This is a genomic window from Clostridium sp. D33t1_170424_F3, assembly GCF_015667585.1.
In the GTDB taxonomy this organism is placed as follows: Bacteria; Bacillota; Clostridia; order Oscillospirales; family Acutalibacteraceae; genus Anaeromassilibacillus.
This window is the reverse complement of record NZ_JADPEG010000001.1, coordinates 224,089-248,906: the sequence shown is the minus strand read 5'-3', so window position 1 is coordinate 248,906 and position 24,818 is coordinate 224,089. Positions and strand designations below refer to the sequence as shown.

The 24,818-nt window shown below is 52.1% G+C and carries 23 protein-coding genes; 21 read left to right on the top strand and 2 right to left on the bottom strand.

All coding sequences use genetic code 11. From position 1 onward, the window contains the following. Window positions 1-6: 6 nt before the first annotated feature. From I4V53_RS01205 to I4V53_RS01160, 10 genes are all read left to right on the top strand, one after another. Complete coding sequence (locus I4V53_RS01205) at window positions 7-747, top strand: segregation and condensation protein A (protein ID WP_195983589.1); 741 nt, start codon at window positions 7-9, stop codon at window positions 745-747. Continuing rightward, a complete protein-coding gene (gene scpB / locus I4V53_RS01200; RefSeq protein WP_195983588.1) occupies window positions 717-1,262 on the top strand; it encodes an SMC-Scp complex subunit ScpB in 546 nt (181 codons plus the stop codon). Before I4V53_RS01205 ends, scpB begins: the two co-directional genes overlap by 31 nt. Continuing rightward, complete coding sequence (locus I4V53_RS01195; protein WP_195983587.1) at window positions 1,259-1,897, top strand: DUF2953 domain-containing protein; 639 nt, start codon at window positions 1,259-1,261, stop codon at window positions 1,895-1,897. Before scpB ends, I4V53_RS01195 begins: the two co-directional genes overlap by 4 nt. Before the next feature lie 40 nt (window positions 1,898-1,937). Next, window positions 1,938-2,378: a GerW family sporulation protein gene (ytfJ, locus tag I4V53_RS01190; RefSeq protein WP_195983586.1), complete on the top strand. Its 441-nt coding sequence runs from the start codon at window positions 1,938-1,940 to the stop codon at window positions 2,376-2,378. Window positions 2,379-2,426: 48 nt separating this feature from the next. After that, window positions 2,427-3,602 (top strand): D-alanyl-D-alanine carboxypeptidase family protein, encoded by a 1,176-nt coding sequence (locus I4V53_RS01185; protein WP_353616450.1) that lies wholly within the window; start codon window positions 2,427-2,429, stop codon window positions 3,600-3,602. Window positions 3,603-3,665: 63 nt separating this feature from the next. Continuing rightward, a complete protein-coding gene (locus I4V53_RS01180) occupies window positions 3,666-4,508 on the top strand; it encodes a pseudouridine synthase (protein WP_195983585.1) in 843 nt (280 codons plus the stop codon). Further along, complete coding sequence (locus I4V53_RS01175; RefSeq protein ID WP_195983657.1) at window positions 4,432-4,821, top strand: hypothetical protein; 390 nt, start codon at window positions 4,432-4,434, stop codon at window positions 4,819-4,821. Before I4V53_RS01180 ends, I4V53_RS01175 begins: the two co-directional genes overlap by 77 nt. Before the next feature lie 180 nt (window positions 4,822-5,001). Further along, complete coding sequence (locus I4V53_RS01170) at window positions 5,002-6,357, top strand: carboxyl transferase domain-containing protein (RefSeq protein ID WP_195983584.1); 1,356 nt, start codon at window positions 5,002-5,004, stop codon at window positions 6,355-6,357. 61 nt (window positions 6,358-6,418) lie between these two features. Beyond that, complete coding sequence (locus tag I4V53_RS01165; protein WP_195983583.1) at window positions 6,419-6,787, top strand: biotin/lipoyl-containing protein; 369 nt, start codon at window positions 6,419-6,421, stop codon at window positions 6,785-6,787. A 51-nt stretch (window positions 6,788-6,838) separates the two neighbouring features. Then, a complete protein-coding gene (locus tag I4V53_RS01160) occupies window positions 6,839-8,242 on the top strand; it encodes an oxaloacetate decarboxylase subunit alpha (protein WP_195983582.1) in 1,404 nt (467 codons plus the stop codon). A gap of 505 nt (window positions 8,243-8,747) precedes the next feature. Here I4V53_RS01160 and I4V53_RS01155 read toward each other — a convergent pair. After that, complete coding sequence (locus I4V53_RS01155) at window positions 8,748-9,530, bottom strand: MerR family transcriptional regulator (protein WP_195983581.1); 783 nt, start codon at window positions 9,528-9,530, stop codon at window positions 8,748-8,750. Window positions 9,531-9,643: 113 nt separating this feature from the next. Here I4V53_RS01155 and I4V53_RS01150 point away from each other — a divergent pair, with 113 nt between their 5' ends. The 3 genes from I4V53_RS01150 to I4V53_RS01140 are packed head-to-tail and all read left to right on the top strand — an operon-like array spanning window position 9,644 to window position 11,830. After that, window positions 9,644-10,495 (top strand): ATP-binding cassette domain-containing protein, encoded by an 852-nt coding sequence (locus I4V53_RS01150; RefSeq protein ID WP_195983580.1) that lies wholly within the window; start codon window positions 9,644-9,646, stop codon window positions 10,493-10,495. Further along, window positions 10,492-11,145, top strand: coding sequence for a hypothetical protein (locus I4V53_RS01145; RefSeq protein WP_195983579.1), 654 nt, complete (start codon window positions 10,492-10,494; stop codon window positions 11,143-11,145). The genes I4V53_RS01150 and I4V53_RS01145 overlap by 4 nt, the downstream gene beginning before the upstream one ends. 19 nt (window positions 11,146-11,164) lie before the next feature. Continuing rightward, window positions 11,165-11,830 carry a DUF4097 family beta strand repeat-containing protein gene (locus I4V53_RS01140; protein WP_195983578.1) on the top strand — a complete coding sequence of 222 codons (666 nt, stop codon included), beginning with the start codon at window positions 11,165-11,167 and terminating at the stop codon, window positions 11,828-11,830. 387 nt (window positions 11,831-12,217) lie between these two features. On the opposite strand, the gene pyk is transcribed toward I4V53_RS01140, so the two are convergent. Beyond that, complete coding sequence (gene pyk, locus I4V53_RS01135; RefSeq protein WP_195983577.1) at window positions 12,218-13,972, bottom strand: pyruvate kinase; 1,755 nt, start codon at window positions 13,970-13,972, stop codon at window positions 12,218-12,220. A 281-nt stretch (window positions 13,973-14,253) separates the two neighbouring features. Here pyk and I4V53_RS01130 point away from each other — a divergent pair, with 281 nt between their 5' ends. The 8 genes from I4V53_RS01130 to rpoB all read left to right on the top strand — a co-directional run bounded on the left by I4V53_RS01130 (window position 14,254) and on the right by rpoB (window position 24,810). Then, window positions 14,254-15,057 (top strand): M15 family metallopeptidase, encoded by an 804-nt coding sequence (locus I4V53_RS01130; RefSeq protein WP_195983576.1) that lies wholly within the window; start codon window positions 14,254-14,256, stop codon window positions 15,055-15,057. Between the two features lie 138 nt (window positions 15,058-15,195). Then, on the top strand, window positions 15,196-15,405 hold the full coding sequence (gene rpmE, locus I4V53_RS01125) for a 50S ribosomal protein L31 (RefSeq protein ID WP_050697889.1): 210 nt from the start codon (window positions 15,196-15,198) through the stop codon (window positions 15,403-15,405). Between the two features lie 112 nt (window positions 15,406-15,517). Continuing rightward, complete coding sequence (locus I4V53_RS01120; RefSeq protein ID WP_195983575.1) at window positions 15,518-16,141, top strand: YigZ family protein; 624 nt, start codon at window positions 15,518-15,520, stop codon at window positions 16,139-16,141. A 90-nt stretch (window positions 16,142-16,231) separates the two neighbouring features. After that, window positions 16,232-17,227 (top strand): deoxyguanosinetriphosphate triphosphohydrolase, encoded by a 996-nt coding sequence (locus tag I4V53_RS01115; RefSeq protein ID WP_195983574.1) that lies wholly within the window; start codon window positions 16,232-16,234, stop codon window positions 17,225-17,227. A gap of 28 nt (window positions 17,228-17,255) precedes the next feature. After that, window positions 17,256-19,022, top strand: coding sequence for a DNA primase (gene dnaG, locus I4V53_RS01110; RefSeq protein ID WP_195983573.1), 1,767 nt, complete (start codon window positions 17,256-17,258; stop codon window positions 19,020-19,022). A 12-nt stretch (window positions 19,023-19,034) separates the two neighbouring features. Then, the gene (gene rpoD / locus I4V53_RS01105) at window positions 19,035-20,138 is read left to right on the top strand and encodes an RNA polymerase sigma factor RpoD (protein ID WP_050697893.1); all 1,104 of its coding nucleotides are present in this window, start codon (window positions 19,035-19,037) and stop codon (window positions 20,136-20,138) included. 10 nt (window positions 20,139-20,148) lie between these two features. After that, entirely contained in the window at window positions 20,149-20,559 is a 411-nt protein-coding gene (locus tag I4V53_RS01100) for an RrF2 family transcriptional regulator (RefSeq protein ID WP_195983572.1), read from the top strand. A gap of 498 nt (window positions 20,560-21,057) precedes the next feature. Next, the gene (gene rpoB, locus I4V53_RS01095; protein WP_195983651.1) at window positions 21,058-24,810 is read left to right on the top strand and encodes a DNA-directed RNA polymerase subunit beta; all 3,753 of its coding nucleotides are present in this window, start codon (window positions 21,058-21,060) and stop codon (window positions 24,808-24,810) included. Window positions 24,811-24,818: the final 8 nt, after the last annotated feature.

The following is a 24,818-nucleotide window of genomic DNA, read 5'->3' as shown; positions in this document are numbered from 1 at the left end:
AAAATAATGGAAAAGCTATCCTATAAGCTGGAAACCTTTGAAGGCCCGCTCGACCTGCTGCTGCATCTGATTACCAAGAATAAGCTGAATATCTGTGAAATTCAAATCGCGGAGCTTCTGGACCAATATATGGAGCAGATTAACGCGATGCAGGAAGCCGACATGGACATCGCCAGCGAGTTTCTGGAGATGGCGGCGCGCCTGGTCTATATGAAATCGGTTTCCCTGCTGCCGAAGCATGAGGAAATAGAAGCGCTCAAACGCGAGTTGACCGGGCAGCTGCTGGAATATCAGGAATGCAAGCAGGTTGCCGCGATGCTTGCGGAGCGATTCAGTTATAATGTCATGATCCGTAAGCCCATGGAGATTGAGCCGGACAAAAGCTACAAGCGGCATCACAGGCCAAAGGAGATTCTGGAGGCATACCTGGCCGCGGCGGGCAGAGGGAAACGGTTTGTTCCGCCGTCTCCGCAGGTGTTTTCCGGTATTGTCACGCACCGGATTGTCTCCGTGACGTCCCAGATCGTCTATGTGCTGCGGCGGCTGTGGAAAACACATTCACTGGAATACAGCAGCCTGTTTGCGGAAAAGACGGACAAGTCCGACCGTGTCGCGACGTTTTTGGCGGTGCTGGAACTGGTCAAGGGAAAACGGATCCGCGTCGAGGGCGAAGGAGATACGGCGGTGGTAAATTTGTTGGACGGCGGTGAAAGACATTGGAAATCAAAAAGATCCGAGGAGCCATAGAAGCGATCCTGTTTGCCAGCGGCGATCCCGTTTCAGAAGACCGCGTGGCGCAGGTGCTCTCTCTGGATAAGGCGACCGCCTCCAAGCTCATGCAGAACGTCATGGACGACTTTAACAAAGAGGACGGCGGCGTGCGGATTGTCAAACTGGACGACGCCTATCAGATGTGCAGCAACCCTGTTTATGCGGACGAAGTGCGGCAGGCGCTGGATCTGCGGCGGAATACGCCGCTGTCGCAGGCCGGCATGGAGGTGCTTGCGATTGTCGCCTACAATCAGCCGGTGACCAAGGCGTTTATCGAGCAAATCCGCGGCGTGGACTGCTCCGGCGTATTGGGAAGCCTGATGTCCAAGGGGCTGGTAGAAGAGCGCGGGCGGTTAGAGCTTCCCGGCCGGCCGCTGTTGTACGGGACGACGTCCGATTTTTTGCGCTGTCTGGATATTTCATCCTTGGGCGAGCTGCCGCCCCTGCCGCATAAACAGCGGGAAGAGGCGGAGCAGGAGGAGGCAGAATGACCGCTTTATGGATCGTCCTGGGCATTTTTGGCATCCTTTTACTGTTGTTGCTTTGTCCGATGTCTGTCACGATAGAATATCAAAACGAACTGTCGCTGAAAATCCGCTACCTGTTTTTTACGTACCGCGCGCCGTCTTCCAAACCGGAAAAAGAAAAGCAGGCGGCGCCAAAGGAAGAAAAACAGCCGGCAGAGCATAAAAAGACGAAGCTTCAGGAGATACTAGAGCAGAAGGGCCTTTCCGGTTTTCTGCATATGCTGAAGGAAATGGCGGGCATCGCCGCAAGCACGGCAAGAAAAGTCGCGTCCCATCTGGTGTTTACCCGGTTCCGTCTGGAAATTGTGGTGGCGGATGAAGACGCGGCGCAGGCTGCCATACAATACGGCTATGTCTGCGGCGGCGTGTCCGCCGCTATGAGTGTGTTCTTGCACAACTGCAAATGCAAACGGTATCACGTCCATATTGTTCCGGATTTTGACCGGAAGGAGAGCAGCGTGGTTTTTTCCTGCAAGATAAAGATCAAGCCGCTGTTTCTCGGAATATCCGGGCTGCATGCGCTGGTTCGACTGGTTCGCATACGGATGCATGATGCAAAGGAAAAAGCGGCGGTTCAACAGAATGTCCCGGCAAAATAAAGCTGATTGAATATCAATATTGTAAAAGGCGGTGCTGACTATGAGCGACCATCCCATTGAAGGCATGATGAATACCACCCTGGAAAAAATCAAACAGATGGTGGACGTCAATTCCATTGTCGGAGACCCGATCACTTCCCCCGACGGAACCGTGATCATCCCGATTTCCAAGATTTCCTATGGCTTTGCCTCTGGCGGATCAGACTTTCCCTCCAAGGTCCAGAGCGACAAGGAGTTTTTCGGCGGCGGTACCGGCGCCGGAATCACCATCAACCCCATCGCGTTCCTGACCATTTCCAATGGCAATGTGCGTTTGCTGCAGATTGACCCGTACAACAGCTCCGCAGACCGGATCATCGGCATGGTGCCGGAGGTTGTAGACAAGATCAATGGATTTGTCAGCAAAAAGAGCGAGGATAAAAAGGCCAAAAAGGAAGCGGCGGAAAAAATTGCCGTGGATGAGAAAAAAGAAGAACCGTAAATTTGATGACTAAATAAAGCAGCCGCCTGCATATACCTTTATGGGCAGGTGGTTGCTTTGTGTAAAAAAACAATTTCTTTGTTACTGGCGGGCGTTACATGTTTCTGGATGCTCGCGTTTCCCGGCTTTATCCAGGCGTATGCCGAAGGGGAGGCCGCTGCGGGAGAACCGCAGGTCTCCGCGCATGCGGCGGTGCTGATCAACGCGGACAACGGCCAGATCCTCTTTGGCAAAAACGAGGAAGAACAGCATTCCATGGCCAGCACGACCAAGATCATGACGGCGCTGATCGCATTGGAGAAAGCTTCTACCGACGACAAGGTCGTTACGATTACCGACCAGATGGTGCGCGTGGAGGGTTCCTCCATGGGGCTGATGCCCGGCGATAAACTGACGTTGAAGAGCTTGGCGGCGGGCATGCTGATTGTCTCTGGAAACGATGCGGCCAATTCGGCGGCGATCGCGGTAGCGGGTTCCGCGGAGGATTTCGCCGTGTTAATGAACCAGCGTGCGCAGGAGCTGGGCATGGAACATACACATTTTGTCACGCCGTCCGGATTGGACGACGAGCAGCATTATTCCACGGCGCATGATATGGCAAAGCTTGCCATGGCGGCGATGAAAAATCCGGATTTTGCCAACATTGTGGGGCAAAAAGCGATGAATATCGATTACATACACCCCGACCAGACCCGGCGGTATACCAACCACAATAAATTGCTGAGTATGTACGAGGATTGCACGGGGGTCAAAACGGGCTTTACCAAAAAGTCCGGACGCTGTCTGGTTTCCGCAGCGGAGCGGGACGGTGTGCGGCTGATCGCTGTGACACTCAATGCGTCGGACGACTGGAACGATCACCAGGCGATGCTGAATTACGGGTTCTCACAGCTGGAGCAGATGACGGTGGACGACAGCTCGTACCGCGTATCCGTGCCGGTCGTGGGAGGAACAGTACCCACGCTCTCCGTCATGGGCGAGGCGGGGGATCCCGTCGTGGTGCCGCGCGGCAAGGCGGCGCAGGTGGAGCGCGTTGTGGAGCTGCCGCGCTTTCTCTACGCGCCTGTGGCGGCAGGCCAGACGGTGGGGCGCGTTACCTACCGGCTGAACGGAACGACACTCATACAGACGGATTTGATCGCTGGAGAAGGCGTCGATTGCCCGGTGGTGGAAAAGACTCTGTTTCAAAAGATCGCGGATGTAATCAAGCATCTGTTCTTATAGAAAACAAAAAGCGGGCCATGCTGTTCCGGCATGGCCCTGTAAAATGTAAAGGATGTTGAATGTATGGCGAAAGATGTCAGATTGCAAAAAGTATTGGCAGACAGCGGGATTGCTTCCCGGCGTAAGGCGGAGGAGCTGATTGCAGCGGGCGCGGTCAAGGTAAACGGCGTGACGGCGAAGATTGGCGATAAGGTGGACCCCAAAACGGACAAGATCATTGTGAAGGGGAAACCTGTGGAGACGCACGCACAGAATAACATATATATTATGCTGCATAAGCCGCGCGGTTTCATCACCACAATGAGCGATGAAATGGACCGCCGGTGCGTGGCGGAGCTGGTCAAGGAAATCCCGGAGCGCATTTATCCTGTGGGACGGTTGGACCGCGATTCGGAGGGGCTTTTGCTGATGACGAACGACGGCGCGTTTGCCAACGCCATGACGCATCCTTCCAGGCACGTCCCAAAGACGTACCGCGTTACGGTGCGCCCGTCCGTTACGGAGGACCAGCTGACACAGATTGCGGTCGGCATAGAGGTCGACGGCAGAAAGACGGCTCCCGCCGACGTACGCGTCATTTCGCAGGAGCCGGGGCGCGTGGTACTGGAGATCGTCCTCTATGAGGGCCGCAACCGGGAGATCCGCAAAATGTGCGAGTCGCTCGGCCTGGAGGTGGCACGCCTGAAGCGGACGGCGGTCGGGCCGGTGCGGCTCGGCATGCTGCAGCAGGGAAAATGGCGCGAGCTGACGGCGGATGAAATCAAGCGCCTGAAGGCCGCGGCAAAAGCGGACAAGCGCGCCAGTGAAAATCAGAAAGGGGATAAGGAAAATGATCACCATCCTGCCAATGGAAGACAAAAAAAGAGAGGAAGCTATCCTGGCGGACATTTCGGACAGAGGAGATAACACGGCAGTGCTGCTGATGGGGGATGCCAGCGAGGAGCTCGGCTACGTAGCGGTGGACATAAAGGATTCCGTCCTGCGGATGCGCAAAATGGAAATCAAGGGTTCCCGGTTGGAGCAGCCGGATTTAAACGCGCGGATCTGCTCGGACAGCCTGATGCGCGCGGCGGCTTCTTATGGAGCTAACAAGGGCGCTTACCGCATCGCAACGGACATCGCAGGCTTGGGGAAGCTGCTCGCTCCCATCGGGTTTGTAGAAGAAGAAAATTCATTTGTCTGCGAATTGTCAAAGATTGTGAAAATATGTAAAGAATGAGATCGAATTGCTTAATTAACTCTTGTCAAGCCTTTTGGAATATATTATAATTAAAACAATTGTGATAATCTATTTATTGCGATAACGTTTCATTATATGTTTTCACCGCCCGGAAAAACGGCCTGCCGAATCCCTGGGCGGAATGGAGCACCTAACCGATAGAATGGAGGAATTATCATCATGAGCACAGGAAACAGTGCGGAATTGCTGCAGACTTCCCGTGAAGCCGCGGCAAAGACAAAAGGATTTCAGCGCATCACCGCTTTGTTTGACGAAGGCACCTTCAACGAGGTCGACAGCTTCGCAAAATCCGGCGACGGTTCCGCAGAGGTGGTAGCGGGCTACGGCGAGATCAACGGCAGCCCGGTGTACGCCTTTATACAGAACAGTGATGTGGACGGCGGCGCAATGTCCAGAGCGCAGGCCGCAAAGATTAAAAAGATCTATGACCTGGCAGTCAAGACCGGTTCCCCGGTGGTGGGAATTTACGATTCCATCGGAGGCCGCTTGAATCAGGGCGCGGACATGCTTGCCGCATACGGCGAAATTCTTTTGGGAAACAACAATCTTTCCGGTGTTGTACCGCAGATTTCCCTTGTGCTCGGCCCGTGCATCGGCACCTCCGCAATGATCGCCGCAAGCGCGGATTTTGTAGTCATGGCGGAGAAGGCGGAGCTTACAATTGAGACCAGCGGCAAAGATGGTGCAGCGGAAAATGCTGCGAAAATGGGCGTTTGTTCCATCCTTGCGAAGGACGACAAAGCGGCCATGGAGCAGGTCCGCAAGCTGATTGCGGTGCTCCCCTCCAACAACCTTTCCGGAGCTCCTGTGTTTGAGGACGCGGGCAATGCAAGTGCGGCGATTCCGAACGGCGCGGACGCAAAGAAGATAATCGCTGCAATTTCCGATACGGACAGCTTTGTAGAGCTGAACGGCCAGTTCGGAACCGCCGCGGTAGCCGGCCTTTCCCTGATCGGCGGCGCGACGGTCGGCGTTGTTGCATACAACGGTGTGCTGGATGCGGACGCCTGCTCCAAAGCGGCCCGCTTTGTGCGCTTCTGCGACGCGTTTTCCATTCCGGTTGTAACGCTGGTGGATGCAAAAGAATTTTCCTCCGTACGCGAGGCTGCAAAGCTGAGCAATTCTTATTCCGAGGCGACCACGGCGAAGATCACCGTGATCACTGGCGAGGCGTATGGCCCGGTTTATGTGGCCGTTGCAGGCCGCGGCGCGAATGCGGATTACACCATGGCATGGGCCAATGCAGTTGTTTGCCCGCTGGCGCCCCAGACAGCCGCCATGTTCCTGTGGAGCGACCGCCTGAAGAAGAGCGGAAACACCAAGGACGCCCGCAATAAGCTCATCGAAGAGTACAAAGCCACAGAGGCGACCCCGTTCGCGGCGGCTGCCGAGGGCTATATTGAAGATATTATCCGTCCGGAAGAGACGCGCGCAAGATTGATCGCCAACCTGGAGATGCTGGACGGCAAACGTGTTTCCCGCCTGCCCAAGAAGCACTCCAACATCCAGATCTAAGCTGGACGGTATCCTGGATCATTTGTTTTAAATTTGTCAATATTGTCAGGAGGATAACATAATGAAAACGCTCAAGATTACTGTAAACGGCACGCCCTATGATGTTCAGGTAGAAGAAGTTGCCGGCGGTGCGTCCGCACCCGCTGCTGCTCCGGCTCCGGCCGCTGCGCCCGCTCCGAAGGCTGCCGCTCCTGCTGCTCCGGCTCCGAAGGCCGGCGCGGAAGTCGTTTCTTCCCCGATGCCCGGTACCATCGTTTCCGTCGCTGTGAATGCCGGACAGGCTGTCAAAAAGGGCGACGTTCTGATCGTGCTGGAAGCAATGAAGATGGAAAATGAGATCATGGCTCCTCATGACGCGACAGTCGCCGCGGTTCATGTTTCCAAGGGCGAGAGCGTGGAATCCGGTTCGGCCCTCGTTTCCCTCCAGTAAGCAAAACCGGTTTGAACGTACAAAGAAATTTATAGGAGGGATTTTTCAACAATGGCTAATAAAAAAATTGGAATTACCGAAGTTGTGCTGCGTGACGCGCACCAGTCCCTGATTGCCACCAGAATGCCGATCGGCGACATGCTTCCGATTCTGGAAAAACTGGACAAAGTTGGCTTTCATTCTCTGGAGTGCTGGGGCGGCGCAACATATGACGCCTGCCTGCGTTTCCTGAACGAGGATCCGTGGGACAGACTGCGCACCATTCGCAAGCACTGCCCGAACACCAAGCTGCAGATGCTGTTCAGAGGCCAGAATATGCTGGGCTACCGCCACTATGCGGACGACGTTGTGGAATATCTGGTACAGCGTTCCATCGCGAACGGTATTGATATCATCCGTATTTTCGACGCGTTGAACGACATTAAAAACCTGAGCGTCGCGATTAAGGCGGCGAAGAAGGAAGGCGGTCACGCGCAGGTTGCGATTTCCTACACGACCGGCCCGGTCTTCACCAATGATTATTATGTGAAGTACGCAAAGCGCATCGAGAATGCGGGCGCGGACTCCATCTGCATTAAGGATATGGCTGCGCTGCTCACCCCGTATGAGACATACGACCTGGTGAAAGCACTGAAAGCAGCAGTCAAGATTCCGATCCAGCTGCACACGCACTACACCTCCGGTCTGGCATCCATGTGCATGATGAAGGGCATTGAGGCGGGTGTCGATATGATCGATACCGCAATGTCCCCGCTGGCTCTGGGTACTTCCCATGCGCCGACAGAGTCCATGGTTGCAGCGCTGCAGGGCACCAAGTACGACACCGGCCTGGATCTGGTCCTGCTCAATGAGATCCGTGAGTATTTCATGCCGATCCGCGCGAAGTACATCAAGAGCGGCCTGCTCGATCCGTCCATGCTGGCCACCAATACCAAGGCGCTTGTCTATCAGGTGCCGGGCGGCATGCTCTCCAACCTGCTGTCCCAGTTGAAGCAGGCGGGCAAGGCGGACAAGCTCGAAGACGTGCTCAAGGAAGTGCCGCGTGTCCGCAAGGATTCCGGTTACCCGCCGCTGGTTACCCCGACCTCCCAGATTGTCGGTACGCAGGCGGTTTACAACGTCATCACCGGCGAGCGCTATAAGATGTGCACTAAGGAGTTTAAAGACCTGGTAGCTGGTAAGTATGGCACCACGCCGATGCCGATTGATCCGGCGTTTGTTAAAAAGATCATTGGCGACGAAAAGCCGATCACCTGCCGTCCGGCAGACCTGCTGGAGCCGGAGCTGGAGAAGCTTCGCAGCGAGGTTGCGGAATGGTCTGAGCAGGAAGAGGACGTGCTCTCCTATGCACAGTTCCCGAAGGTGGCGCTCGACTTCTTCAAAAAACGCAGAGATGCGCAGTATGGCATTGACAGCCAGCATTCCAGCGTGGAGAAGCAGGTTCATCCTGTGTAATATTGAGTAAATTAGAAATCCGGAGCAACAGGGGATTTTCCTGTGCTCCGGGTTTTGCTTTTATAGAAAAACTATCCACTATTAAACTGTACCAGGATTAAAAGACCATTCACCGACGGATAGTATGATTGTACTTGTCTCCGTCATAGTCGTGGGTTCGAGTATCATAAAAAGGGAAAACCCACTGTAGGCGGTTTAATGAAACAAGCGTAGAATTGTGTTCGGGAACGGCGTAGCTTCGGCTATGTCGTTTCTTTGTTTCACAGGTCGTTTAGCAATGCGGTAGAGTATGTGTCTCGTTGCCCTTTGGGAATACGGGTGATTTGTGATGGTCCGTACTCATCCAAATTGAGGATAAGTGTCGCATTACGACTGCGATGGCTTTGCTGTTCATTACCTAATTTGCTTTTTAGAGTGATTTTGCCAAACATAAAGACAAGCTTCTTGAAAAATGCTGAAAAGAAAACCGTTGCGGACTTGTATGCCCACAACGGTTTTTCTTAGTTCAGGTTCCTATATAAACTTGCACTTGGTAATTCCATTGTAATATGCCCGATACAATGACCTGCTGTATCGTAAATTGCGGCTTGGAGTGATATTCCTTTATTGCGGTTTGTATCAGTTCCGCAGTTTTTTCCTCTCGATTTTCCTCGCTGCAATTCGCGCACAGATAATCACCCGCTGGCAATATTTTCAGCCCGTCTATATCCGTATATCGAGCGCATATCGCGAATAGTCGGGATACTCCGTTTTCAGTATATATTCCTGCTGCGTCTTCAAAAGCAAATTGTTCCCGCTGCGATGGGGCGATCTGATCGTAGAAGTGAGTTAAATACCCCCAAAGATTATCCAATGTAGGTGCTTCCAAAGTATCGGACAGCAAAATTACGCGCTTTGGAAAACGCTTTACCTCGCCGTTCCCTATATGCTGACGCATGCGCAGTTTGTTTTCATAGTCCCTTTTCGCTAATTGTATCTTTGCCTTGCTGTACTGTAATTGGACGATCTTTTCATCTGCTTTCTGTTCCGCTTCCTGCAAAAAATTGATAATTTGCTCAAGATTATCGTACTCCAAAACTTCTTTAATTTTTTGCAGCGGCAAATCCATTTGCTGTAAGGCGTGTACAGTGTCCAAAAGAACGATATCTTGTTTGGTATAGTAACGGTACTTCGTCCACTCATCTTTTTTACTCGGCTTTACTAACCCGATACGGTCATAATGCCGCAGTGTTTCACTGGTCATACCGGCAGCTTTTGCCGCTTCACTTACCGAAAAATATTCTTGCATTTTCTATTTTTGCTCCTTGACCTTTGTGTAACACAAAAGTTTATAATTTATTATAACACGGGAAGTTACGAAAAACAATGGGCGAGTAGCCACTCATTAGGAGGAATGACAACGTGATCGAACTAAAAAATGTTGGAAAGCAGTATAACCAAACAACTGTACTGAAAAAGATAAATCTAACGATTGACGAGCCGGGGATATACTGTCTGTTGGGCAGAAATGGGGCAGGGAAAACAACGCTGCTGAAAGCCATGGCAGGGTATCAGAATATTTCTGAGGGGAGTATAAAAGTAGATGGGCAGACAATTTCCACCGCGACATTGGACACGGGCGTAAGCTACATTGAAAACTTTGCCAGGCACTTTAATCTGCCTGTTGGTAAGCTGCTTCGAATCGCTTCGGAAGTAAATCCGGAATATGATTTGGAGTTTGCCTATGAAATGATGGATCGCTTTGAACTGGAGAGGAAGAAAAAATTTAACCATCTCTCGCTCGGAATGAAAACAATGGTATCCACCATCATCTGCCTTGCCAGTAATAAAAAGGTCGTACTTTTGGACGAGCCTGTTTTGGGATTTGATGCAATTATGCGTGTAGAGTTTTACGATATGTTGAGCGAGAGTTTCCACAAACATCCTCGTATCATTATTGTGTCCACCCACATCATTGAGGAAATTGCAAAGACCATTCAAAAGTTGATTATCATTGACAGGGGCAGTATTCGTTTTTTTGACACGTTGCAAGCGGTAGAGGAAAGGGCATACAGTATCAGTGGATTAAAGAGAGATGTAGACAGCGCGGCAAGCGGTTTGCATGTGATCGGACAAGATATTGTCGGCGGGCTTGTCACAAGTTATATTTTTGACAGGCCCCCGGAGCAGACAGACAGGCTGGAAATTGCGCCGCTATCCTTGCAGGACTTTTTTATTCAGATGGTAGGACATAAAGGAGGAAATAAACAATGACTGCAGTTTTTGCGATTGTAAAACGCCTGTTTGCCAGCAACAAAATAAGTTTTATCATAACGGTGTTTGTAGTACTATGTGCGACTACTTCGGGGGACTCTGCAATTGTTTTGAGCAACGGCAACTATACCTGGCTGCTTGCCGCAATGACACCGTTCTTCTTTGTGTTCTATGACTACAAAAAGCTGATGCACCTCGGAATGAACAAACGGGATTTCTTTCTTGGCAGTATAGCCGGTTACAGTCTTTTGGCATTTGCCATTTCCGTAATTAACACTGGCATACATCTTTTAATCGATCCTCTTAATCGTTCACAGACAGTAATCAATTTAATGGATTTGTGTGGCTGGACGGAAAACGGCGTTTTCATTGCGTTCGTGCAGCAATTCGTCTTTTTATTCCTCGCAATGCTGTTTCTTCATGTGCTTTTATCGATGCAGGAGCATTGGTATGGCTGGATTACGGATTGCGTCTTGATCGCCATTATTTGCATATTTACGCCGATTGCGCCTTTGCGCCGACTGTTGGCAGGATTTTTCGGGCTTATTATGTTCAACAGCAACGCCCTGCTTCACATTGGCGTCTGCCTTTTGTTGAGTGCCGCATTATCTGCGGTTGGTCTTATGATTTTGAAACGAAAAACACTTTAAAGTTTTAGGAGGTTTATTGATGAAAAAGATTGCTTCACTTTTACTCTGTCTGTTATTCGTTCTGTTGGCATTGACAGGCTGCTCCAACGACGAAACTGCTTTTGTACCTAAAAGTTATACACCAGACAGCGACCAAATTACCGGGGTCTGTGTTGATGTTCGTGATCGACAAATTGAAGTAGTTCTGTCGACTGACAGCTATATCCACATTGATTACTACGAAAATGAAGAAGAGTACAATACTATTTCTGTTTCCGAGGACAATAAGCTGACTATGATCGCTGAAACGAACAAGGAATGGACGGACTACATCGGCGGCAAATCCGCCGCAGGCTCCCGAAAGATAACTTTACATTTGCCCGACAAAACACTTTCCGCATTACAGTTATCTACCACGAATGAGGACATTACGCTTGCCGCCCTGTCTATCGGCAGGGAAGTAAGCCTTTCCAATAATGGCGGGAATATCAGCTTTGAAACACTGAATGTCGGCAATTCAATCGTACTTGCCACCAAGAACGCAGATATTTCCGGCTCCCTCGTGGGGACATATGAGGATTACGCTATCACATCCACAATCAAAAAGGGGAATAGCAACTTGCCTGCAGACAAGGAGGACGGCGATAAAATGCTGAATGCGTCGAATAACAATGGGGATATCAACATTGAGTTTGTTGGCGAATAAGGTCTGCACTTCATAAAGAACCTTTGCGTTTCGGTCATAGTACGCTTGTAAACGGCAGCTGAATATCATATTTCAGCTGCCGTTTTTCCTTTTGAAAATCAGAAATACGGAGGACGTGATAAAGTTACCCTTTTTTAAGGATACGGCAGGATCAAGAAGGTATCACCGTGTTCTTTTATGCTAATCCATCTAATGCGTTACGGTCAAAAAACATAATTTTACATCCCCTTAAAAATGGCGGTCTACTGCGTAACGGCAAAAGAAAAGACGGGCGAGAAGTTTTGGCTTCTCACTCGTCTTTTTCTGCACCCTGTTTGGCAGCTACCCTATCCGTTTGTTAGTTAATACTGTTTTATGAGTAGATACCTTTTTGTCGTAGATAAAATATTACATGCTCTGTGTAATGCCGCTGTATACGATACCGCGCGAGGCGTCCAGAGTGATAGTAGTACCGCTTTTTAAAATCTCAGTCGCGTTGCTTGCGCCTGTAATCACCGGCTTATCCAACGCAAGACCAACGATTGCAGCGTGTGAATTGGAGCCGCCCTGCTCGGTAATGATGCCGGTCGCGGATTTGATCAGGGAAAGGATAGCATTACTCGTCTGCGGGATGACCAGAATATCGCCGGTTTTGTAGGAAGCCAGCGCTTCCTCCTCGCTTTTGCAGACGCAGACGTTGCCGCACGCGATGTTTTTCGTAATGCCCATGCCGGAAAGCAGCACGTCGCCGACAAGCTGTACCTTTAGCAGATTGGTGGTGCCGGAGATGCCGAGCGGAACGCCTGCCGTGATAACAGTCAGATCGCCGTTTTTGACCAGGCCCTGCTGGCGTGCGACGTCGACCACGTGGTTAAACAGTTCGTCCGTGTTGTCTTTTTCATCCACCATAATCGGAATCACGCCCCAGGAAAGATTCATCTGACGCAGGACAGTCGGATCGGTGGTGCCGCTGATGATCGGGCAGTTGGGACGGTATTTGGATATCATACGCGCGGTTTTGCCGGATTTGGAAACGGTCATGATAGCGACCGCTCCCAGGTCGTGTGCCGTTGTAACGGTCGCATGAGAGATCGCCGAAGTAACGTTGGGCTGCTCCGCGACATCGCGCTTGGCGAAGCGGCCCTTATAATCGATGTCTTTTTCCGTGCGTTCCGCGATGGTTGCCATGGTTTTTAAAGCGAGGATGGGATATTTGCCCGCTGCTGTTTCGCCGGAAAGCATGATCGCGCTGGTGCCGTCATAAATGGCGTTTGCAACATCCGTGGTTTCCGCACGGGTCGGACGAGGATTTTTCATCATAGAATCCAGCATCTGTGTGGCGGTAATTACCTGCAGGCCCGCGTTGTAGCCTTTTTTAATCAGCTTTTTCTGCAGGACCGGAATTTCCTCCAATGGAATTTCTACGCCGAGATCGCCGCGGGCGACCATGATGCCGTCGGAGACGCGCAGGATTTCATCGATGTTCTCCACTCCGTCGGAGTTTTCAATCTTTGCGATGATGCGGATTTTATGGCAGTTATGTTTTTCCAGTTCCGCGCGGAGGTCGAGGATATCCTGTGCAGTACGGGTAAACGACGCGGCGATGAAGTCAAAATCGTTTTCCACGCCGAATGCGATATCCTCCTTGTCCTTCTCGCTGATGAACGGGAGTGTCAGCTGCACGCCGGGTACGTTGATACCCTTGTGGGACGAAATGACGCCGCCGTTGACGATGGTGCAGAGGATGTCGGTTTCCGTGCAGGACTCCACGCGGAGCTCGATCAGGCCGTCGTCAATGAGGATGCGGGAACCGATGCAGACCTCTTGCGGAAGACGGGGAAAGGTGATGCTGGTGATGGTTTCATCGCCTTCCACCTCTCTGGTGGTGAGCGTAAAGGATTTTCCGGCCTCCAGAGTTACTTTAGATGTTGCGAAGGTTCCGGTGCGGATTTCCGGGCCCTTTGTATCCAGCAGCAGCGCGATCGGAAGGCCCAGCTCTTCGCGCAGCCGTTTCACCTTATCGATGCGTACTTTTTGTTCCGCGTTGGTCTGGTGAGAAAAATTCAGGCGGGCAACGTCCATGCCGGCGAGCATCAGCTCTTTTAAGACGGATTCATCGTCTGTTGCAGGACCGAGTGTACAGATGATTTTTGTTTTTCTCATAATTAAGACCCCATCCTTAAAATTGTTTATGAATCTTTGGATAATATTAAAAATTTCTTCAGTATATAGTATACCGTATCCTTTGTTAAGAAGTAAACAAGAAAATCAGGGAAAAAGCCTGTACCCAGCGTTTTCCATTTTGCATACAAGGACGGGTCTGTTTGTTGAAAAATTTCGTGTTTCGCGATACAATAGGGAACAAGTTTTATTTTATCAAAATACATATGTCCGCTGATGCGGCATATCCATATAAAGGGATAACAGGAAAAGGGGCTGAAGAAATGCGCAGGGATAAAACAGAGAAAGTTGTGAAAACGCGTCCAAGCTGGAAGAAAGCGGACCAGGTACATAAGATCAAAGTCGTCATGACATTTGTAGCGGTTGCTTTGTGTATCTCCGTTGCGGCGGGCGCTATTCTGGCGTGGGTAGAAATTAAGCATCCTTTTGACCCGGTGAGCAGCGCCCCGCCTGTCTCTTCCAGACCAATATCTTCCGCAAGGGAGGAACTACCGGTTTATGACAACGCGTTCAGCCTGGTTGTAGTCAATCCCACCCAGCCGCTGAAATCGGATTTTACTGTTAATCTGAAAGAGTATGAGGGATTCTCCTTTGAAGAACGCATCCTGCTCGCGCTGGAACGCATGATGGAGGCGGCGCAGGCAGACGGATGCGCGTTGCAGATTGCAGGCGGGTACATTTCCGCGGAGGAGCAGAATGCCCTGTATGACCAACTGGTGCAGGAATTGACGCAAAACCAGGGCTACAGTAAGGTCCGTGCGGAAGACAAGGCGCAGAATACGATTGGCCGCGGCGGCTACAATGAATATCAGACCGGCATGCTGGTGCGGTTTTCCGCGGAGGGGGAATCGGACTTTTCTGCTTCCGCAGAATACCGCTGGCTGGTGAAAAACGGCGTGGAATACGGTTTTATCCTGCGGTATCCGGATCATAAGACCAGCGTTACAGGCATGGAATCCGACCCCTCCTGCTTCCGATATGTTGGCCGGGAAAATGCGATGAAAATGCGCGAATACTCCATGTGCCTGGAGGAGTACGCGCAGTATATCCGCAAACAATCCAGCTAGCCGTTTGGCGGTTTTCAGACGGATAGGGCCCTTTTTCAGCGAAATGGAAATTAATATACAATAGCTCTTGCAATTTTAGTCGTTCTGTGTTAAAATTCAAACGTTAGGTTGCAGTTTGGCTGAAAGAGGTGACAACAGATGAAGGAAAAGATCCATCCCCAGTATAAAGAGACGACCATTAAATGCGCTTGCGGCAATGTGATCGAGACCAGATCCACAAGAGAAGACATCCGCGTTGAAATATGCTCCAAATGCCATCCGTTCTTTACCGGTAAGCAGAAGCTGGTTGATACGAGCGGCCGTGTCGATATGTTTAAGAAGCGTTATGGTCTTCAGGACAAAAAATAATCGGGTTCTTTATTTTAACAACTTTGGCGGCGCAATGGATGTTGCGTCGCCTTCTGTTTTATAACACAGGCGTTCTGGCGGCGCGCCGGACGCCGGGATACCGGAGGGCGCTATGACGGAATATAAAACGGTGCTCAACCGCGCCAGCGGGGAATTTACGGAGCGCAGGTCCCGCTTTATCGGCCATGCCAAGCCCGTAAAGACGGAAGAGGAAGCAATCGCCTTCATCAATGAACTCAAGGGAAAGTATTGGGACGCCTCACACAACGTTTATGCCTATACTTTGCGGGACGGGCAGGTGAAACGTTATTCCGACGACGGGGAACCGCAGGGGACCGCGGGGATTCCCACTTTGGATGTTTTGCTGAAATCCGGCGTTACCGATACCGTGGTCGTGGTAACGCGGTATTTTGGCGGGATTCTGCTCGGCGCCGGGGGCTTGGTGCGCGCATATTCGCATGGTGCGTCCCTTGCGCTGGAGCAGGCGGAGATAATCACCATGCGGGAGTGCCTTCTGGCAGAGCTGTCCTGCGATTACAACCAGTACGGGCGGCTGCAGGCGCTGGTACCGGAATGCGGCGGCGTGGTGGACGACGCGCAGTTTACCGATCAGGTGAAGATTTGCTTTCATATTACAGAGGAGGAACTGGAACGTCTTCAACCGCGTTTGGCGGATGCGACCTGCGGGACTGTCACTGTGACAAAAATTGGCAAAAATTTTTTTAGAGTTTTTTAAAAATTTTGCAGGAAAATCGCATTAAGTTGCGTATATAATACATGGAAGCGCCTTTTATACCGACCGTTGATAGGAAGAGGGTGTGTAACCATGACCGTAAGAGAACGGACACAAAATATTGAAGAGCAGATTTTATCGCCCTATGCGGCACTGTCCCGCAATACCCAGGGAAGGGATGTGCCGGATGAGGAATGTGAGCTGCGGACGCCTTACCAGAGGGACCGGGACCGGATTATCCATTGCAAGTCCTTTCGCAGGCTGAAGCGGAAGACACAGGTGTTCCTGTCTCCAGAGGGGGATCACTACCGTACGCGTCTGACACATACGCTGGAAGTAGCGCAAATTGCGCGCACCATTGCGCGGGCGCTGCTCCTGAACGAGGATTTAACGGAGGCTATCTCTCTGGGACATGACCTGGGACACACGCCCTTTGGCCATGCGGGGGAACGGGCGCTCAACGAGATTATGCCGGAGGGATTCCGGCACTATGAGCAAAGCGTACGCATTGTGGAGAAGCTGGAAAAAGGCGGGCAGGGTTTGAACCTGACAAAGGAAGTGCGCGACGGCATCCTCTGTCACACCAGGGGCCGGGAGGCGCAGACACTGGAGGGCCGCATTGTCCGTTACGCGGACCGCATTGCCTACATTAACCACGACATCGACGACGCGGAACGGGCAGGGGTGCTGAAAGAAAGCGACCTTCCCAAAGAGATTACGGATTTGCTGGGGAACCGGAAATCCGTGCGGATCAACAGCCTGGTACGCGCTATTGTAGAGAACAGCCAAAACGGCGTCATTCAAATGGATCCGGAGCGTAAACAGGCGTTCGACCGGCTGAATGATTTTATGTATGAGCGGGTATATTTTAACCCGTATGCCAAAGGGGAGGAAAAGAAGGTCCCCGGTTTGATCGAGATTTTGTTTACCTATCTCAAGAACCCGGACCATCTGCCGCCCGATATGCGCTGGATTGCGGAGCAAGAGGGCCGGGAGCGGGCCGCCTGCGACTATATCGCGGGGATGACAGACCATTTCGCGATTCAGCTGTTCAGAGAGATTTATATTCCCAAGGCCTGGAATATTTGAGTATCGGCCGTGAATCGGAGGAATTGCCATGCCTTTGCCGGAGTTATTTTTGCAGGAGCTGAAAATGCGGAGCGACATTGTCGAAGTCGTTTCGTCCTATGTTTCCCTGCGGCGCAGCGGCAGGAACATGGTGGGCCTCTGCCCGTTTCACAATGAAAAAACGCCGTCCTTCAACGTCTATCCGGAAAACGGGTCGTTCTACTGTTTCGGCTGCGGGGCGGGGGGCGATGTCATCACGTTTATCCGCCGCATTGAAAACCTGGATTATATGGAGGCGATTCGCCTGCTTGCCCAGCGCGCGGGAATTCCGGTGCCGGAAAACCATGTGGACGACGGTATGGCAAAGCTGCGCACCCGAATCTATGAGATTAACCGGGAGGCAGCACGCTTTTATCATGCAATGCTGTTGTCGGAGCAGGGTGAACCGGGGCTTTCCTATCTGACGGGCCGTGGGCTGTCCATGAAAACGATCAAGCATTTTGGTTTGGGTTATTCACCGTCTGCCCGCTTTGCGCTGACTGATTATCTTCAAAAAAAAGGATATGGATCCGAGGAAATCATCGCTGCAAACGTCGCGTTTAAGGGACGAAACGGCGGGACGGTCGACCGCTTTTACGACCGGGTGATGTATCCGATCATCGACCTGCGCGGGAATGTCATTGCCTTTGGCGGCCGCGTGCTCAGTGACGCAAAGCCAAAATATCTGAACACCTCGGATACGCTGGTATTCCGCAAAAGCGACGCGTTGTTTGCTTTAAATTTTGCCAAGAATCACGGCGGCGAACAGCTCATTTTGGCGGAAGGCTATATGGATGTCATCTCCCTGCACCAGGCGGGGTTTGCCAATGCTGTCGCCACATTGGGTACCGCGCTGACCGTTGAGCAGGCGCGTCTGATGGCGCGGTATGCAAAAGAGGTTGTCATCTGCTATGACGCCGACGAGGCGGGACAAAAGGCGACGGCGCGCGCGATCCCCATTTTGCGAGACGCGGGAATTCTGGTCAAGGTGCTGAAAATTGTGGGGGGAAAAGACCCGGACGAATACATACGATCGTACGGCGAGCAGGGTCCGGTCCGGTTTAAGCAGCTGTTGGATTCCTGCGGAAACGACGTGGAATACCGGCTCTCCAAAATTCGCAGTACCTGCAATCTGGAGAGCGCTGACGGGCGAGTAGCCTATCTGACGGGTGCGGCGGAGCTGCTGGCCACGCTGGACAACCGGATGGAGCAGGAAATCTATGCCGGGAAGCTGGCGGAAGAAATCGGCGTGGACCGGTCTTCCATCATGATGCAGGTGGACAAGAACAGCCGGAAGCGGCAAAAACAGCGCCAGCAGAAGCAGTTTAAAACATTTCAGCAGCAGGCAGTCGGCATCGGAGACAGCATCAATCCGGAAAAAGTCAAGCATTTGCGCGCTGCAAGCGCGGAAGAGGCGCTGATTGCGTATATTACGAAATATCCGGATCATGCTAAAGAGGTCGTACGCCGTTTGCCGCCTGAAAAATTTACCACTTCTTTCAATCGCCGCGTATATCAGACAATCGTGGGGAAAATGATGGATGGCAAGGATTACGGGCTGACGGAGATTTCCGGAGAATTTTCCGTGGATGAAATCGGTGCGATTGCCCGGATTTTTGCAAAATACAGCGACGTATCCGCCACCAGGGAGGATGCGGACGAATATATAGAAGTGATCGAACAGGAGCATGCTAAAATAAACATGGAAGATGTCGCTTCGGTTCCAACGCAGAGTATTGAACAATACCTCGCGGACTTGAAGTCGAAGAAGAAATAGGGGGACGTACACATGGGAGCAGCAGCAACACCGGATAAAAAAACAGTCATCAAAGACTTGATCGAGCAGGGAAAAGCGAAGGGCCAGCTCTCCACCAAGGAGATTCTGGACGCCATCGGCGAGCTCGATTTTGAACCGGAACAAATTGAAAAATTCTATGATACGCTGGAAGCGCAGGGCGTTGAGATTATTGAAGACTTTGCCGACGTTCCTCTGGAAGAGATTGAGTTTACCACGGAAACCACGGAGGATGAAAATCTGGAATCTGCATTGAGCACAGAGGGCATCGCAATTGATGACCCTGTAAAAGTTTATTTAAAAGAAATCGGCCGTGTGCCGCTGCTTTCTCCCGAAGAGGAGATCGATCTTGCGATCCGCATCAATGAGGGCGACGAGCGGGCGAAAAAGCGTTTGTCAGAAGCCAACCTGCGTTTGGTAGTCAGCATTGCGAAGCGCTATCTGGGCCGTGGCATGCAGTTTTTGGACCTGATCCAGGAGGGCAATCTGGGCCTGATTAAAGCAGTTGAAAAGTTTGACTATACAAAGGGCTTTAAATTTTCCACTTATGCGACCTGGTGGATACGCCAGGCGATCACCCGCGCCATCGCGGATCAGGCGCGCACGATCCGCATTCCGGTGCATATGGTGGAAACCATTAATAAGGTAAAAAAGGTTTCCAGTCAGCTGTTGCACACAAACGGCCACGAGCCCAGCGCGGAAGACATTTCCGCGGAGCTGGATATGCCGGTCGATAAAGTGCGGGAAATCATGCGTGTGGCGCAGGAGCCGGTTTCGCTGGAAACGCCGATCGGTGAGGAAGAGGACAGCCATCTGGGAGATTTCATTCCCGACGATGATGCGCCCGCGCCGCAGGACGCCGCGTCCCACACGCTTTTGAAAGAACAGCTGGCGGACGTCCTGGATACGCTGACGCCCAGAGAAGAAAAAGTGCTCAGCCTCCGGTTTGGACTGGAGGATGGGCGGTCGCGTACGCTGGAGGAAGTTGGCAAGGAGTTCAACGTGACCCGCGAGCGCATCCGTCAGATCGAGGCAAAAGCGCTGCGCAAGCTGCGCCATCCAAGCCGCAGCAAGAAGCTGAAAGATTTTTTGGACTAGGAGGGATTCTATGCATATGACGCTGGAGGCGGACTATGCGGTCCGGATTGTGGAGCGGCTGGCGGTTTCCAAAGAAAAAGTCGATGCGCGCACCATTGCGGAAGACACGCATGTGCCCCTGCGTTTTGCTTTGAAAATCCTGCGCAAGCTGGTTGCCGACGATATTATTGTTTCCTACAAGGGCGCGCATGGCGGGTATATGCTGGCGCATCCCGCGGGGGAAATCACTTTGCGGCAGGTCATCGAGTCCGTGGAGGGTCCGTACCGGATCAGCCGGTGCCAGTGTGAGGAATACTGCTGCTCGCATACGACAAGCTGCCGGTTTCACCAGATTTATGATGAGGTTTCCGCCGTCGTGCGGGACAAGCTGGACTCCTATACCTTTGCCTGTGAAGAGGGGAAGGATAAGTCTGCCCAATAAATACGCCTTACATAGTGAGAAAGCTCCCGGACGCTTACAGCGGTTTAACCGCAGGCATCCGGGAGCTTTTTTCAAAAATTTTAAACGGACCGAATCATAAACATGCAACCGCATATGAAAAAACGGGCGATATAGGGTCCCGCGGGTAAAGGTTGCCATGGCAGGAATCGGCTTATTTCGGCAGAAAAGAAATTTGTTCCTACCAGAATCTGGCATTTATACACAGAATTTATCGTTGAAAATAGGACGCATCATAAAAAAATAAAAAAGTCAAGGTAAAAACAAAAATTACCTTGACAAACACTATATATTGTTATAAAATAATAAACTGCATCATCATGGAAACATATACTCATGTCTATTTTTGTATATAATATCACAACTCCGCGAAAAAGGCAAGAGTTTCTCACGAAAGCCGGGAAATCGGTGATCAGGCAAAGTGATAATGTTTCATTTATGCCACAGGATGGTAAATATTTGAATGGAGTGATTGAGCCAATGGTGAATGTCAAACCGGTACAGGTCGGCAAAAATGTCCGTATGAGCTTTTCGCGCATTGACGAAGTTCTGGATATGCCAAATCTGATCGAGGTTCAGAAGAATTCCTATCAATGGTTTCTGAACGAGGGCCTCAAGGAAGTGTTTAAGGACGTTTCCGGTATTACAGATTACACGGGCAATCTGGTTTTGGACTTTGTCGATTACAAGCTGGACGTCGACAAGCCGAACTATAGCGTGGAAGAGTGCAAAGAGCGCGACGCCACCTATGCGGCTGCACTGCGGGTGACTGCCCGGCTTTTAAATAAGGAAAGCGGGGAAATCAAGGAATCCGAAGTATTCATGGGCGACTTCCCTCTGATGACGGCCAGCGGCACCTTTGTAATCAATGGTGCGGAGCGCGTCATCGTTTCCCAGTTGGTTCGTTCTCCCGGCGTTTATTATAAAATGGAATACGATAAGACCGGTAAGGAGTTGTTCAGTTCCACCGTTATTCCAAACCGCGGCGCGTGGCTGGAATATGAGAACGACGCGAACGACGTATTTTATGTCCGCATCGATAAGAACCGCAAGCTGCCCATCACGGTCTTTATCCGTGCGCTGGGGCTGGGTTCCGACGAGGAGATCCGCGAATATTTCGGGGACGATGACCGCATCAACGCGACCATCGAGAAGGACCCGTGTAAAAATATTGAAGAGGCGCTGTTTGAGGTGTACCGCAAGCTGCGCCCGAGTGAGCCGCCCACCATCGAGAGTGCGCAGACGCACATCAACGGCCTGTTCTTTGACGCACGCCGGTATGATCTGTCCCGTGTGGGCCGCTATAAATATAATAAGAAGCTGAACCTTGCAGGCCGCATCACCGGCCAGCAGCTGACCCGTCCGATCATTAACCCGCTGACCGGCGAGCTGATGGCGGAAGAGGGCCAAATTGTTTCTCACGATCTCGCACGGGAAATTGACGACGCGGGCGTCACCATCGCCTATGTCATGGTCAATGAGCGCGAAGTGAAGGTCATTTCCAACGGCATGGTGGACCTGAACAAGTTTGTTTCCTTCGACGCCCAGGAGGAATGCGGCATCAATGAACGCGTCCGCTTCTCCGTGCTGGCGGAAATTCTCAGCACCTGTGAAGGCGACGAGGAACTGAAGGAAGCGATTCGTACCAGGAAAGATGAACTGATTCCCAAGCATATCATCATCGATGATATTTTTTCTTCCATTAACTATATGAACTGCCTGGCTGTGGGCCTCGGCACCATCGACGATATCGACCATTTGGGCAACCGCCGCATCCGTTCTGTCGGAGAGCTGCTGCAGAACCAGTTCCGTATTGGTTTTTCCCGTTTGGAGCGCGTTATTCGTGAAAGAATGACGCTGCAGGCGCAGGATCTGGAGGTCCTGACGCCGCACTCCCTGATTAATATCCGTCCGGTGGTGGCAGCGATTAAGGAATTCTTCGGTTCCTCGCCGCTGTCCCAGTTCATGGACCAGACGAATCCATTGGCGGAGCTGACGCACAAGCGCCGTCTTTCCGCTTTGGGCCCGGGCGGCCTTTCCAGAGACCGCGCCGGATTTGAGGTTCGTGACGTTCACTACAGTCACTATGGCCGCATGTGTCCAATTGAAACGCCGGAAGGTCCGAATATCGGTCTGATCTCCTACCTGGCGACCTTTGCACGGATCAACCAGTACGGCTTTATTGAAGCGCCGTTCCGCCGTGTGGATAAAGAAACCGGCATCGTGACGGGCGAAGTCGTCTATATGACGGCGGATATGGAAGACGAATATATTGTGGCGCAGGCGAACGAACCGCTCGACGAGGACGGCCGTTTCCGCAATGCGAAGGTCAACGCCCGTTACCGCGATGAGTTCGTGGAGGTTGAGCGGGAGAACGCGGACTTCATGGACGTTTCCCCGCGAATGGTTGTTTCCGTTGCGACGGCGATGATTCCCTTCCTGGAAAACGACGACGCAAACCGTGCGTTGATGGGTTCCAACATGCAGCGGCAGGCGGTGCCGCTGCTTAAAACACAGTCTCCGATTGTTGGTACCGGCATGGAATATAAGGCGGGCGTCGACTCCGGCGTCTGTGTCATTGCGAGACGCGCCGGCGTGGTCCGCAATGTCAGTGCGGACGAGGTGCGCGTCACTGCCGACAACGGCGAGGTGGATGTTTACCACATTATCAAATTTATGCGCTCCAACCAGGGAACATGTGTCAATCAGGTTCCGGTGGTCGATGTGGGCGACCGTATCCAGGCGGGTTCTGTCATTGCGGACGGCCCGGCGACCAAGGACGGCGAGATCAGCCTCGGTAAAAATGCCCTGATTGGCTTTATGACCTGGGAAGGCTACAACTACGAAGACGCGGTTTTGATCAATGAGAAAATTGTCCGCGACGACGTTTATACCTCCATTCACATCGAGGAATATGAGACCGAAGCGCGCGATACAAAGCTCGGTCCGGAAGAAATTACCCGTGATATCCCGAACGTAAACGAGGACCTGCTCCGCGATCTCGACGAGAGCGGCATCATCCGCGTAGGCGCGGAGGTCCGCGCGGGCGATATTCTGGTCGGCAAGGTCACCCCGAAGGGCGAGACGGAGCTGACCGCGGAAGAGCGCCTGCTGCGTGCGATCTTCGGTGAAAAGGCCCGAGAGGTTCGCGATACCTCCCTGCGTGTGCCGCATGGCGAGTACGGCATCGTGGTGGACGTCAAGGTGTTTACCCGGGAGAACAGCCACGATGAGCTGAGCCCCGGCGTCAACAAGGTGGTGCGCTGCTATATCGCCCAGAAGAGAAAGATCTCCGTCGGCGATAAGATGGCGGGCCGCCACGGTAACAAGGGCGTCGTGTCCCGTATCCTTCCGGAGGAAGATATGCCGTTCCTTCCGGACGGCACGCCGCTGGACATCGTGCTGAATCCGTTGGGCGTTCCGTCCCGTATGAACATCGGGCAGGTTTTGGAGGTCCATCTGGGCATGGCGGCGAAGGCGCTGGGCTGGAAGATCATGACGCCGGTTTTTGACGGCGCGCATGAAGACGACATCCGCGCGTGCTTTAAGCAGGCCGGCATGCGTGAGGACGGCAAGATCATGTTGAAAGACGGCCGTACCGGCGAGTATTTTGACAACCCGGTCACCGTTGGCTATATGTATTACCTCAAGCTGCATCATCTGGTAGACGATAAGATCCATGCGCGTTCCACCGGACCGTATTCTCTGGTTACCCAGCAGCCCTTGGGCGGCAAGGCGCAGTTCGGCGGACAGCGTTTTGGTGAAATGGAAGTTTGGGCGCTGGAAGCGTACGGCGCCGCGTATACCCTTCAGGAAATTCTGACCGTCAAGTCCGACGACGTCGTTGGACGTGTGAAGACGTATGAAGCAATTGTCAAGGGCCAGAACATTCCAAAGCCGGGTGTTCCGGAATCCTTTAAGGTTTTGATCAAGGAATTGCAGTCCCTGGGCCTCGACGTCAAGGTGCTGGATAAGAACGATGAAGAAATCGACCTCAAGCAGAACTTTGACGAGGACGACGACATCGGATTCACACCGTCCGACGATCTGTTTGATGAGCCGAGCGTCGCGGAAGGCGACCTGGAAGGCTACAGCATGGAAGGCCAGGAGGAAGGCGACCTGTTTGGCGCCGAGTCGGAGGAAATGGCTGACGACGGAGCGGAAATTGATGATCTTTTTGAGAAGGAGGAACCCTTAGATATTTCTTCTGATGGGGACGACGAGCTGGAATAAATTGAAGG